Genomic DNA, 13,181 nt, shown 5'->3' on the forward strand with positions numbered 1-13,181 from the left:
ATGGCTGAGGAGCTCAAGGAGCCTGCGCAGGAATCTGTGCAGCGGGTTCGTGATTCCGCGGCGGAGAGCGCTCAGAACGTGAGGTCTGAGGGTCAGGAGCAGAAGAGCACCGTCACGGATTCGGCCAGGTCCTCGGCAGAGGAGGTCCGCGGCAGCTGAGACTCACCGAAACAGGACGGGGCCGGCTTCGATCAGAAGGCGGGCCCCGTCCTGCGGATGCGCAGAGCCCCTGGGAATGAGTCGGGAGAGGGCCGAATTCCGACACGGGGACAGCGGCGGCCTACTGGACCGGCATGACGCCCCGGAGCCTGCACGGATCGTGTGCCTGGATAGAATCTGACACCCAACCTCAGTCTCAAGAAACTCCCGGGGAATCCAGGCGTCTTCTTACCCGATATCGGCTCTGTGTGGCTCCGTCCGGTGTCGATCCGGTGCCCCGAGGCGCCAGCGATGACCGCCGCGACACGGGTGGTCTGATCATGGGACGTCCTGACCATGGACCGGGACGTGCCAGCGCGCCCGCACCCCGCCGTTCTCCCCCGGGGTCAGCCCAAAGGCACCACCCCGAGCACCCGCCCTGGCCCGCAGATTCGCAGTGCCGCTCGCGGTCTTGTCACCGGCAGCCAGGCCGACCCCGTCGTCACCGACCGTGACCGTGACTCCGGCGGAGTCTGCCTGGACCTCGATCGAGACCGCAGTCGCCCTGGCATGGCGAGTCACGTTGGTGACCGTCTCACGCAGGACCGCGACGACATCATCTGCGAGCTCACCCTTGATGAACGCATCGATCTGACCCGTGAAGGTCACCTTCGGAGCCATGCCAAGCCCGGCCGAGAGCTCGGTGACGACATCGAGCAGCCGATGACGCATGGTCCTGGTGGTCTTACGGGTGCGCAGAGTGAATATCGCGTTGCGGATGTCTTCAATGGCCGCGTCGATCTCCGCCACATGCCTGTCGATCCTCCCGCAATGTCGGGGGTGAGCCGAGGCGAAGGCCTGCAGCCCCAGGCCCGTGGCGAAGAGCCGCTGGATGACATGGTCATGGAGATCCCGAGCAGTGCGCGCCCGGTCTTCGATCACGCCGAGCCGCTGCCGATCCGCTCGCGCCCAGGACAGCGCCACAGCCAGACCCGCCTGGGTCGCGAAGTCCGAGAGCAGCTCCAGGTCACCGGAGTCAAAGGCCGGCCGGGACTCGGCCCGGGTCGCGCAGACCGCACCGATGCGGTCCCCGGAGACGATCAGCGGAACAGCGATCACCGAGGAGCTCGGGACCCGCTCACAGAACGGTGGGACATCTGTTCCCTCGGGAGGCGAGATGCTCGCCGTCCCCTCCATGGCCCGCGACACCGCGCCTTCGACCCAGGGCAGCACCTCGCCCTCGATCAGCGAGGCGCCCTGTCCGCGGGCGGTGTCGATGAAGAGCTCTTCGCCCACCGCGTCGGAGGTCACGATGGCGGCGAAGTCCGCTTCGGTGAGGGTCGCGACCCCGTGGGCCAGGACGCCGAAGACATCGATGGTCTCCGAGGCCAGCAGTGCTGAGGTGACATCGCCCAGGACGGCGCTGAGCTGCTGCGCTCGGCGGGCCTCTTCGTAGAGTCGGGCGTTGTTGATCGCGGTCGCAGCCGTGGCGGCCAGCGCCGTGACGAGTTCTTCGTCCTCGTCGGTGAAGGGCCCATCGGCCCGGTTGGTGAGGTAGAGGTTGCCGTAGGTCTCGCCGCGGATCTTGATCGGGACCCCGAGGAAGCTGTTCATCGGCGGGTGGTGGGCGGGAAAGCCGACCGCCCGGGGATCCGTGGTGAGGTCGGTGAGTCGGATCGGGTTGCTGCTCTGGTTCACCGCGCCCAGGACCCCGTGCCCGGCGGGCAGGTCTCCGATCTTCTCGGCCACGTGCTGCGCCATCCCGACGTGGATGAACCGCTCGAGGGAGCCATCAGCGGCGATGACGCCCAGTGCGGCGTACTCGGCGTCCGCGACGATCCTGGCCTCCTCGGCGATGCGCCGCAGAACATGTTCCAGGTCCAGATCGCTGGCCACGACGTTGCTGGCGTCGAGCAGGGTCTGCAGTCTGCGCTGGGAGCTGAGGACCCGGATAGTGCGCGCGATGGAATCCCCCACCGCACCATTGGCTTCAAGCTTCGGAAGGTAGGTCACCCGAAGTTCATCGGCATCCATAACCCTCCTGGCAACGAAGCCTGACCATATGCCCGCCTCGGTGGGCCCGAGACCAACCGAGCGCGGTGATCGGGGCGTACTGCTCGGCGTCTTTCTCCGCGTCCAGGCAGTTCTTCCCGTCGCACGTGCGACGGGTGAATCTTGAGTGCAAGTTCCCGGGTCGCCGTGGGGAGGGTGCTCGGCGAGCCTTCGTATAGAACAATCAATCACCTTTTCGGCTGGAGACGTCAGCGCCTCATGGTTTTGTGGCACCACTTAGAGGACCCGGTGCCGCATGGTGAAGGGTCCATAGGGTGGTACGTCACTAACTGCGAGCGCGTTCAAGGTCAATCCGAAATTTCTTCCCGACAGTGTCCCGGAAGCAGTGCCGTGGCGCTGCGCTGACCGATGATCATGGCGCAGCGCTGATCGTGGGTGGATCAATCGGCAACGATCGGCGCCCCGGTCACCCGGGCCACCGACGCGATCGAGCTCGCGCATATGCACGCCAGGTCCGCGAAGGCCGAAACCAGGAAGGCGTTCATCATCGCGGACACCGCTCGCACCTTGCCGACCGCACTGCGCTCGATCGCATTCTCAGACTTCCAGTGCCGTCCGCAGCGATCTCAGCCCGTAGTACATGCGCGTCCGCAAGGTCGCGACCGGAACTCCTGTCTGTTCCGAAAGCTCTTGATATCCAACGCCGTGCAGTTGAACAGCAACGATGACCTCGCGGTGTTCGGACGTGAGCGTAGCCAGAGACGCATAGAGGTCCAACCGCTCCACGAGGAGGAGATCCTCTGTCCCCGGCTCGGTCGCCCCCTCGATCCCCTCCGGACCCGATCGCGCCGGGTGCCGAGCGCGAGCTCGCAACGCGTCCGCGACGAGGTCCCGTTCGATGGCGAACAACCAGGTTCTCACCGAGCCCCGTTCACTGCTGTACTGCCCTCTGTTCCGCCAGGCACGGATGAAGACCTCCTGAACACAGTCTTCCGCCTCGGCCCGGTCACCCAGCGCGTTGAGTGCGAACGCAAAAAGAGCAGACCCGTGGACAGCGAACGTTGCACAGACGTCGAAGGGCGCCTCACCTTCGTGACGCATCGAAAGCTCCCTCTGGTGCCTCAGGACTCCGGGATTCATTTCTCTGAGCGCTGCACTCCATGGCGTCACGGCCCGGACAGGTGCCGAAGCGGTGAAACTGCTGTGCGTTCGGACCCCGGATCGCTGGAGAAACAGGGAACCTTGGACCTGGCCACGACGAGAGTCTGCGCTTCCCGTCGGTGCGGGTGAGCCCCACGACGCCCACTGGCTTTCCTTCCCAGTCCGCCGTTGACCGTCTCCAGCCGGCCAGTGACCTCCGGTCGGGCCAGCTGTGCGCTCTGGTGCTGGCGACGGGAAGACTCGCACAGAAGCTGCTTTTCACGGTCAGTTGATCAGGCATCGGAACGGGCCTTCCCGCTGCCAGAGCCGGGCTCCGTGCAAGGAGGCTGACTAGCAACGAATAGCTAATAAAAATTTGAACTAAATCTCTACCAGAGTATCCATAAACCATCCGGGGTCCATCGAATGTGATAAATCTCACAAACAAGTGGAAAGCTTCAGCCCCTCGCACCAAACCTTTCGCCGACCCTGACCAGCTCGTGATCAGTGATGATTCTCGTGCCACCCATAAGACGAGGGTGGTAAATGTGTCTCTGCTTTATATGACCAGACCCACGGTTCAGCCAACCTGTCGGGCACTCATGCCCGGACATCTGCTCTTCTTTCGAATTAAATTTTTATTTGGGACAAGCTTGAACGCAGGGCACCTTTCCGGAGTAACCATCATTAGCTATACCTTCTGCAGGACTTCTCCTTGCAGGAGTCGATGCGATGGACGAGGCAGGTACTGCCTCATCCTCGATTAAGCAGTGAGGTGTTGAATATGGCTCAGAGGATTGAAGTGGTGCTCGTCGACGATCTTGACGGCAGTGAAGCGAAAGAGACCGTGGCTTTTGGTCTGGATGCTCGGTATTACGAGATCGACCTCAGCGATGAGCACACGAAGGAGCTGCGTGAGACGCTGAAGCAGTACATCCGCAAGGGGCGGGTCATTGCCCCTCCGTCACCGCAGAATGAGGCTCGGCAGATTCGTGAGTGGGCGGTGAACAACGGTTATCAGGTCTCCACGCGGGGCCGATTGCACCGCGACATCGTTGAGGCCTATCGCAACGCCAAGAAGCGCTAGAGAGCGATGAATACTTCAGATGGGTGGAGCCTGGAAGCGCACGCTTCCAGGCTCCACCCATCTGTGAAGTACAAGCTGCTGCGCCTCTTCTACGGCTTCCCGAGCACTCGGGCATCCCACTGTGCGGGCGAGATGGAATCACAGGCCCTGGAATCCTTCCATCACCCGTGTCGTCTGCATAGACGCTGAAGGCGGCCACGGATGCAGCCAGAGTCGTAGAGAAGCAGCTCGCTGGACTGACCTGAATATCCGGGATCTCCGGAATGCGCGACTGGATGCAGGTTCGCACCTGACCCCAGACACAAGAAAACCCCTGGAGATCCAGGGGTTTTCTCACCCGATACCGGGTAAAGGTGGCTCCGACCGGCGTCGATCCGGTGACCTTTCGATTTTCAGTCGAACGCTCTACCAACTGAGCTACAGAGCCATAAATCGCCAACTGCGACGACGACTCGCTCTCCGCCCAGATTCTCTGTACAGAGAGTGAAGCGACCCTGACGGGACTTGAACCCGCGACCTCCGCCGTGACAGGGCGGCGCGCTAACCAACTGCGCTACAGGGCCTTACTTTGTGCCGCTTGGCACGAAGTGAAACCTTACCAGTCCCACCCCTTCGATCCAAATCACACTTCCGTGAGATTCAAGACCATGATCCGCGACTTGCCATCGCAGTCCCCGTTTCACCGGAGTACCCCCAACGGGATTCGAACCCGTGCCGCCGCCGTGAAAGGGCGGTGTCCTAGGCCGCTAGACGATGGGGGCCCGATCCCTGGTGGGAACCTGTAAAAGTTTAGGTCCAGCACCCCCGGAGAGCAAATCCGCCGGCGAAGACCCCCTCTGGGTGCGGGTCTCTCTAGGATGAAGCCATGGTCTTTCCCATGAGCGACGAGGAATTTGACGCCGCCTCCACCGAAGCCCTGAACAGCATTCCCGCAGAACTGGCCGACCAGCTCGAGAATGTGGCGGTCTTCGTCGAGGACCGATACGAACCACAGTCATGGGAGGATCCCTCGACGGTGCTGCTGGGGCTCTACGAGGGGACCCCGCTCACTGAGCGCGGCGGGGAAGGCTGGTCCATGCCGGATCACATCACGCTGTATAAGGAGCCGATCCTGCAGATGTGCCACAGCCGCGAGGAAGTGCTCGATCAGATCACGATCACGGTGATCCACGAGGTGGCCCACTTCTTCGGGATCGACGATGACACTCTGCATCGTCTCGGCTGGGGCTGAATACAGCGGCACCGAGGATATCGGCCGCCACCTATAACGCTATTAGCACAGTGTCATTGCAATGTCGGGGAGGCTCAACCTTCAACCTACTTGAAGGTTGCAACTAAGGCTTTGTGCCGCTAGATCCCCGGAATGACAGGGAAGTAGCCCTCCATAGCTTGATCACAGGAACGACACGACCTGTTGCCAAGATGACAAATCCACAACTATCGTTACCGGCGTAGCGCCAAAAGGCTCGAATCGCGTTTCCCATCGTTACGCTTCGGCCTCTGGATCACACGGCTATCACCGCACGGCGATCACCTTTTTGATTGAGGGTTTTTAAACTGTCTTTCCCTGGGTCCGCCTGGTCACGTGAGTCCAAGAGCTGAGGCAACCGCGATTCGAACCTTGCCCTGTGAGACGGGCTGCGGCGCTTCCCCAGTGAGGACTAAGTGAGGATCTACCGTGAAATACCGTCGCAATCTTGCGGTGGCCGCAATTACTGCCGCCGTCGTGACGACAGCGTTGGTCGGGACAACTCTCCCCGATCTGGTGGCCGATCGCGCCGCCAATGCCGTCGAACAGAATGATAAGAATTCCGCCGACTCAGTCACTTTGACTGAACTCCCCGCGGTTCCATCCGCCAAAGAGATTTCCACCGCCCGGGACTCGTCCCAGGCCACCGAACAGATGATCGACGAGATCTCTGACCGGATCTCCCAGGCCAGCCAACGTGCGCTGGAGCTGGAATCTGCAATGCAGGAAGAACACCAGGCCGCCGTACAGGCACAGGTCGACGCCGATGAGGCTGCCGCTGCAGCCGATGAAGCGCGCACGGCCGCTGAGGAGACTCAGGCGGCTGCCGTGGAGGCGTACCAGGAACCTGAGACTTCCGTCGCAGAGGTCCTGCTCACCGAAGAGGACAGCCTGGCCGACGCCGCGACTGACACACGGCTTCAGGAGCAGGCTGAACAAGACGCCATCGCCGCAGAGCAGGAGGCCGCCGAGGCCGAGAGCCTTGCCGAACAGGCTCGCCAGAACTCCACCAGCGCCGCTGAGGCCAGCGCGAACGCCGAGCGCGCCACCGAGACCACCCGCACCGACGTCGAACAGGTCGGGGAGCGGCTCCAGGAGCTCCTCGAGAACCTGATGGAGCTTGAGGGCTGGGAAGGTGACCTGCAGAGCTTCTTCGAGCAGATCCTCGGCAACAGTGAGTTCGTCGACGAGAACGGCGAAGTCGATCACGAGCAGCTGAGCTACCGGATCACCGCGCTTCGCGCAGACGCCGAGCAGGCTCGCATCACCGATGAAGCCGCGGAGGAGGCCGCCGAGGCTGAGGCAGCAGCCGCCGCCGAAGCTGAAGAGGCGGCAGCAGCAGAGGCCGAAGCCGAGGCCACCGTCGCGGAAGAAGCTGAGGCAGCAGCTGAGGCCGCAGCTGAAGAGTCGGAGGCCGCCGAAACGGCAGCAGCCGCGCAGGCAGCGGCCGAAGCAGCAGCAGCCGAAGAGGCCGCCGCTGAAGCAGCAGCCGAAGAGGCCGCCGCTGAAGCAGCAGCCGAAGAGGCCGCCGCTGAAGAAGCAGCCGAAGAGGCCGCCGCTGAAGAAGCAGCCGAAGAGGCAGCAGCAGCTGAAGAAGCCGCCGCCGCGCAGGCAGCGGCCGAAGCAGCAGCAGCCGAAGAGGCCGCCGCTGAAGAGACTTCCTCGGAAGGTGCGGCCGGGGAAGCCGCACCTTCCGAGGAGCCACGGCCTGCGCCGGCCACTGCGCCTGCACCGGAGCCCACGATCGCGTCGTTCAGCAGTCTCAGCACGAGCATGCAGACGCTGATGCGCGAGGGCGCTGAGCTTGAGGCCTCCTTCAGCGGAGGCGCTCAGGACTACTACCGGGCAGTGTTGAGCAACGGAGCACTGACCAACGCGGACGGAAATGCCTCGTGGAACAAGATGCGCTGGCACGTGGACTACCTCGCAGCCCAGGTCGAACCAGAACCTGAGCCCGAGCCGGCACCAGAGCCGGAGCCCACCCGGGCCCCTGCGCCCGTCCCGGAGCGCACGCAGGCCCCCGCGCCTGCCCCGGCACAGAACCCGGCACAGAGCCAGGCGCAGTCCTCGAACGTGGTCCCGGCCAGCAGCAACTCCAACGGTGTTGAGATTGCGATCAACTGGGCCGTCGCGCAGGCCAACCGCGGCGACGTCAGCTACGTGCTGGGCGCCAACGGTCCGAATGCCTTTGACTGCTCCTCCCTGGTGCAGCAGGCCTTCGGACAGGCCGGAGTCAGCATGAGCCGCACCACGTTCAGCCAGGTCAACGAGGGACGGGCAGTCTCCGTGGGTGACATGCGCCGCGGGGACCTGGTGTTCTTCGGCAGCGCCTCTGCACCGGGCCACGTAGGCATCTACCTCGGCAACGGCCAGATGGTCGATGCCTCGAACCCCGCTCGTGGACTCCAGGTCCGCTCGGTCTACCAGACACCCTCAGTCGTGCGCCGCATGATCTGAACCACCACACGCACAACTGAATGACCTCTCACTGGTTCTCCCGCTCGCGGTAGGGCGGCGAGACGGATAGAAGATGAAGATGATGAGGGCCCCCGGCGTCGGACACCGGGGGCCCTCATTTCTCTGTGTCTGGGTCAAGCGGGGAGCGTCAGTCTCCGAGCATCGGTCCGAACTCAGGGCGGTTCTCCAGCCGCGTGTCCTCGTTGTCCGGGACCACCATCAACGGGCCCTCCGCGTGGTGCAGCACGCCCTGGGAAGTAGATCCCAGCAGCATCCCCGCGAAACCACCACGGCCGCGTGTGCCGATGACGGTGAGCTGCGCGCCACGAGTCTCCTGGACCAGGACATCCACGGCGGTGCCGTCGATCACCTCGGCCTCGATCTGCAGGTCCGGGTAGTGGCTGTGCAGCCAGAGTCGACCCGCTTCGAGCTTCTCGCGCAGCTCCTGCAGCGCCGCGTCGTTGTCGATGCTGGTCGGGATCCAGACCAGCGTCGCGCCCACCGGCGGCAACGCGCACACGATGCGCAGGCTGGTTCCCCGTTCGCTGGCCTCACGGGCGGCCACCAGCGCGGCGACGCGACCGAAGTCCGATCCGTCCACGCCTGCCGACACCGGACGCGAGTCCTTGGGTCGGATCGGGTGCGCACCCTCGGCGATCACCGAGGCGGGCGCGGCGCTGCCCGGCGGAGTCGCATGAGTCGTCGTCGCACCCTGTGCCGGCCCACCCACGAGCGGGATGGCTCCGGTGGCGGTGGTCACGGCATTGGACTCCTTGGAGGAGAACTTCAGCGGCACCAGGACGGTCGGACACTTGGCGTGGGCCGGAAGCGCAGATGAAACAGAGCCGAGCAGCCGCCCGAGGAACCCTCCCCGGCCGCGGCTGCCGACCACCAGGACCACGGCGTCGTGGGAGTAGTCCAGCAGCACCCCGGCCGGGTCCCCGGACTCGACCTCGTAACGGACCTCCCCGGGGTAGTCACGCAGGAATTCCGCGGCTTGCTCGATGACCTTCTCTGAGCCTTGACGCAGCGCCGAGTCATCCATCAGCGCGTAGCCGCCGTCCATCGAGGAGGCGGCGAAGGCCGGGATCGAATACGCGGTGACCACGGTCAGCAGCAGCTCGCGGCGATGAGCCTCGGCCGCGGCCCAGTGCGCGGCGCGAAGCGACTGCTCCGAGCCGTCCACACCGACGACGACGCCGCGGGCTCTGCCCCGTGCCGAACGGGCCGGGCGCGGTGTCTCTTCTGCCGCGGGCGGGTGGGACGCGCGACCGCTGCGCAGGGAGGCACTGTCTGGGGGTTCACGGTGCGGTGCGGGGTTCATGATGAGCTCCTGGAGGCCGTGGCGGTCAGCTTGGGCCCATGATATCGCTCCATGTCGACTGGAGACATCCGCGGGTGGCCGCGTCGTCCGGACGCCGCTGATCCGAGGGTTCGGCGGGCGGGGCGCACGGACTCGGCGCGCTCAGCCGGAAGAGGCGACCGTCTGCAACAGTCGTGCGGGGTAGTTCGTGGTGATCTCCTGAACCCCGAGATCGATGAGCAGCGCTGCGTCCTGCGGAGCATCGACCGTCCACACGCGAAGCCGAGAGCCCTGTGCCACCCAGGCCTTGACCTCGGCCCGGTGGTCTTTGACGTAGGCGAGTCCGGGGCCAGCGATTCCGGCCCGTCCGTTCCAGACCAGCGCCTCGGAGTCGCGAAGGGTTCCGCGCATCAAGGCGGCCATCACGGGCCGGACCGCCATCGCCAGCGGCACCTTCTCCAGCCGCTTCTGCACCTGCGCCTCGGTGACCGAGCTGAGCAGGGCGCAGAGCTTGTCAGGGGCCACCATATCCGCCAGGTAGAGCAGGGATCCGGGGTAGAAGCTCATGAAGGACACGGTCACTGCATGTTGGCCGAACTCACCGGCGGGAATCGCCGAGGTCTCTGGGTCCCATCCGAAGCGCAGCAAGGTGCGCAGCACCTTGGTCTCCAGCCGATCCCCATATGGCGAGGGGTGCTTCAGCTCCACGGCGAGGTCGAGATCGCGACCGGCGTCGATCATCAGCTCCAGGACGTCGGCGAGGGTCATCAGCTGCTGATGCTGGGTGCCGTAGTCGCCGGGAAGCTTCGGCGTCTTCCAACTGGTGACGTCGAGGCTGCGCATGTGGGCCAGACTGAGCTCCGCCACCGAGCCGGTGCCGTTGCTGGTGCGGTCAACCGTGGCGTCGTGGAAGCAGACCGGCTCACCGTCAGCGGTCAGGTGCAGATCGATCTCCAGGCCGTCTGCACCCTCCTGGATCGCCCGGCGGTAGGCCGCACGGGTGTGCTCGGGAAACAGTCCTGAAGCCCCCCGGTGCGCGAAGACCCTTGCCCGCCGACCGCGGGAGTCCGTTGGTGCACCGAGATCCAGCGGATCCTCCGGAGAATGATCGTGCAGCAGCGCGGTGTCCAGGCTGACCGGTGGAGCCGGCCGAAGCGCGCCGCCGGACTCCTGGTTCTGGGCGAGTTCCAATGTCACAGTTCCAGACTGGGCCTAGAGGGACAACGGGGCGCGTCGATCGGGTGGCACATTCGGGAAAGCTTCAGTGAACATGGAGTGAATGACCTCGCGGTGTGGGGGTGGGTGTTCAGCGCCGGGGCGCGTCTGCCATGGGGCGGGTGGTTTCGAGCGCGTCGGCGGAGGATCTGTCGCCGCGGCGCTTCTGGGATCCACGCGCAGCGAGGATCTCGCGCTTGCGTCCGCGGCGCTCCTTGCGCTCGGCGCGCAGCCGCTCGCGCTCCAGCGCTCGCTTCATGTCCGCCACCAGGGCCGCAGGCGTCTGCTCGGGCAGCTCACCGAAGGTCTTGTGGGCAGACTTCACGATCTGACTGGCCAGTCGATGGTTCGCGGCGCCTCCGACGACCATCCCGATGCCGAAGGGAATAGCGCGGCCGATCATCGTCGTGCCCGAGCGGATGAAGAATCGGCGCATGAACTGCCGCTTGATCTGGTTGACCACCAGTCCGGACACCCCGGAGGAGTTGGCGGAGCTGTTCATCGGGACCAGGGAGGAGAACGGGCCGGCACCCTTGCCGCCCGCCTGCTGGGAGAGCTCCCCCAAGAGCTGGCGGCCCTGATCGCCGAGCATCACACCCATCACCAGCAGCTTCGCCCGTTCGGGGTCTGCGGTGCTGATTCCTGAGAGTTCAGCGATCGACTGCGCGTAGAGCGCGCAGGCCTCGAGGAAGCTTCCCGTGGCCGCCGCGGAGAGTCCGAGTGAGGTCACGGTGCCCACTGCAGGCACTGCCGCGGTAGCGCCGATCAGGGCGCCTCCGCCGGTCATTCCGCGGGTGAAGTCCTTGTCCAGCTGGGCGGCCAGCTGGTGATTGGAGAAGCTGGGGTGCGCCTTGCGCAGCCTGCGCAGATTGGCCAGCACCAGCGGCCGCTGCACGGTGACCGCCCGGGTCAGCCAGGTCTCCGCACGCGGGGTCAGCTTGCCGGAATCGTCAAAGGCGTGACCCTTGACCATGGATACCGTCTGCTGGGCGAAGAAGCCGGAAGCTGCAGCACCCATGAGTTTCCCGTTCCCCGAAGACTTCTTCATGGCCTCAGTCTAGGGCGTGACCCCGACCAGATGGGAAGCCATTCAGCTCCCGGCGATGTCCAGCCAGACGAGTCGTCCGACCGGCGAGTCAGGGTCGGCAGGGTCCACCAGGTTGAAGCCGAACTCGCCCTCCGCGGGCCAGAAGACGCCGGAGCTGTCGACGTCGAGGGCGGCAGCGGGGAGCACGTACGAGGATCGCACGGCATCGCCGCCGGTCAGTCCGTGGGTCGCCTGAGGATCTGCGGCAGCGTCGCGGCGCTGCGGCAGCGGCTCGTCGGTGATCGCCTCGGGGCCCGGGTCCTGGATGGTGGCGTCGTTCAACAGCGAGGCGAGCTCTGGGACCTGGCGGTTGGGCCAGGTCTGAAGCTCCTGCGCGTCGGCAAGGCTGCCCGCGACCACGAATGGCGTGCCGGACTCGAGGCCACCATAGGCGCCCTCGTCGTCATAGAGGTACCAGGATGCTCCGGAGACGAACTCCGCGACCATCCGGCGCTGGTCCTCACTGCGAGCGACGTCGGGCGTCGTGGGCCCGGGAGGGCTGTTGAGATCGGTGGCCACGACGTGCACGTGATCCGCCTCGCCTGGAACCTCGACCGGAATGTCCCACAGGCTGGTGCTGGGCAGAGGCAGCACCGACTTCTCAAGATCGGAGAACTCGTCCGCGGGCATGGAATTCTCCGGCATGTCCTGCCAGAGGAACTCCTGGAAGGTGCGGACCTCATCCTCAGCGATGGGGTAGGTGGAGAAGACCGCCATGCCGCGCTCCCCCGCGTACCGTCCGTAGCCCAGCGCGTCGGCGGGGCCACCGATCCGTCCGTCACCGTCCAGGTCCGCACCCGAGTCGATGCCCGAGTTGGTCGGCGCCGTATATACATGGGAGTACTTGATGCCGGTCTGGCCGTTCTGGCCGCGGGAGAGGTACTCGTCATTGACCGTCGTGGCGATCTGCTGGTGCTCGTCGTAGCTGAGCCCGGTCAGCACCAACACGTCGGGGGCATTGACCTGCACGGTCTCGGCCAGGACCCGGGCCTGCGGATGCATCCCGCCGTGGAGCTCTTCAAGGACCTCCGCGGAGGAGGCCCCGCGGATCTGCGCGTGAAGGGTAGCCACCCGGATGTCCCCGGCGGCCTTCTCCACGGTCGTGGTCAACTCCTGGGACTCAGGCGTCACGAGGGGCTGCCCCGGGGTGGGGTAGTAGGAAGCGGTGGTCGGGCCGTCGGCGGCGCCGCTCCCGGTCTCGCTGCTGATGCTGTCGCTGCTGGTGGTCGTGGCGTGCGCACCGGAAGATCCAGCCACTAGCAGACCGGCCACGAGGCAGCTGGAGAAACCGCTGCGCATGAATCCTCTGGCCCGCAGCTCAGATCGTTGCTGGCCATTGGGCATGGGTTACACCGTAATGCGGCACTCTGGCCGTGCCAAGCCCAGAACGCAACTTGTGGAAACAGTTACCAAGGCGTAACAGTGGAAATGAGGAGCGATCGACCTCCGCCGCCGGGCCGGGCCGTGATGAAACTCTCCCCCGGTCGCCAGC

The 13,181-nt window shown here is 65.1% G+C and carries 9 protein-coding genes and 3 tRNA genes; 3 read left to right on the top strand and 9 right to left on the bottom strand.

Annotated features, from left to right (window positions below; genetic code table 11):
- Window positions 1-477: 477 nt before the first annotated feature.
- Together LTH96_RS12495 and LTH96_RS12500 are read right to left on the bottom strand one after the other, a co-directional pair.
- Window positions 478-2,172, bottom strand: coding sequence for a GAF domain-containing protein (locus tag LTH96_RS12495; RefSeq protein WP_241466302.1), 1,695 nt, complete (start codon window positions 2,170-2,172; stop codon window positions 478-480).
- 576 nt (window positions 2,173-2,748) lie between these two features.
- Window positions 2,749-3,252, bottom strand: a complete 504-nt coding sequence (locus LTH96_RS12500) for a sigma-70 family RNA polymerase sigma factor (RefSeq protein ID WP_241466303.1) — start codon at window positions 3,250-3,252, stop codon at window positions 2,749-2,751.
- Between the two features lie 823 nt (window positions 3,253-4,075).
- Here LTH96_RS12500 and LTH96_RS12505 point away from each other — a divergent pair.
- Window positions 4,076-4,378 carry an Lsr2 family protein gene (locus tag LTH96_RS12505; RefSeq protein WP_241466304.1) on the top strand — a complete coding sequence of 101 codons (303 nt, stop codon included), beginning with the start codon at window positions 4,076-4,078 and terminating at the stop codon, window positions 4,376-4,378.
- 354 nt (window positions 4,379-4,732) lie between these two features.
- On the opposite strand, the gene LTH96_RS12510 is transcribed toward LTH96_RS12505, so the two are convergent.
- From LTH96_RS12510 to LTH96_RS12520, 3 genes are all read right to left on the bottom strand, one after another.
- Window positions 4,733-4,805 (bottom strand) — tRNA-Phe (locus LTH96_RS12510).
- Window positions 4,806-4,867: 62 nt separating this feature from the next.
- A tRNA-Asp gene (locus LTH96_RS12515) sits at window positions 4,868-4,941 on the bottom strand.
- A 125-nt stretch (window positions 4,942-5,066) separates the two neighbouring features.
- A tRNA-Glu gene (locus tag LTH96_RS12520) sits at window positions 5,067-5,139 on the bottom strand.
- Between the two features lie 104 nt (window positions 5,140-5,243).
- Between LTH96_RS12520 and LTH96_RS12525 the strand changes: the two genes are divergently transcribed.
- Window positions 5,244-5,609: a metallopeptidase family protein gene (locus tag LTH96_RS12525; RefSeq protein ID WP_241466305.1), complete on the top strand. Its 366-nt coding sequence runs from the start codon at window positions 5,244-5,246 to the stop codon at window positions 5,607-5,609.
- 597 nt (window positions 5,610-6,206) lie between these two features.
- Complete coding sequence (locus LTH96_RS12530) at window positions 6,207-8,084, top strand: C40 family peptidase (protein WP_241466306.1); 1,878 nt, start codon at window positions 6,207-6,209, stop codon at window positions 8,082-8,084.
- 148 nt (window positions 8,085-8,232) lie between these two features.
- On the opposite strand, the gene LTH96_RS12535 is transcribed toward LTH96_RS12530, so the two are convergent.
- The 4 genes from LTH96_RS12535 to LTH96_RS12550 all read right to left on the bottom strand — a co-directional run bounded on the left by LTH96_RS12535 (window position 8,233) and on the right by LTH96_RS12550 (window position 12,988).
- Window positions 8,233-9,408, bottom strand: a complete 1,176-nt coding sequence (locus LTH96_RS12535) for a universal stress protein (protein WP_241466307.1) — start codon at window positions 9,406-9,408, stop codon at window positions 8,233-8,235.
- A 141-nt stretch (window positions 9,409-9,549) separates the two neighbouring features.
- Window positions 9,550-10,584 (bottom strand): glycerophosphodiester phosphodiesterase family protein, encoded by a 1,035-nt coding sequence (locus LTH96_RS12540; RefSeq protein ID WP_241466308.1) that lies wholly within the window; start codon window positions 10,582-10,584, stop codon window positions 9,550-9,552.
- Between the two features lie 109 nt (window positions 10,585-10,693).
- Window positions 10,694-11,650: an EcsC family protein gene (locus LTH96_RS12545; RefSeq protein WP_241466309.1), complete on the bottom strand. Its 957-nt coding sequence runs from the start codon at window positions 11,648-11,650 to the stop codon at window positions 10,694-10,696.
- Window positions 11,651-11,692: 42 nt separating this feature from the next.
- Entirely contained in the window at window positions 11,693-12,988 is a 1,296-nt protein-coding gene (locus LTH96_RS12550; protein WP_241466310.1) for an endonuclease/exonuclease/phosphatase family protein, read from the bottom strand.
- Window positions 12,989-13,181 lie beyond the last annotated feature (193 nt).

Source organism: Nesterenkonia sp. LB17 (assembly GCF_022565915.1).
GTDB lineage: Bacteria > Actinomycetota > Actinomycetes > Actinomycetales > Micrococcaceae > Nesterenkonia.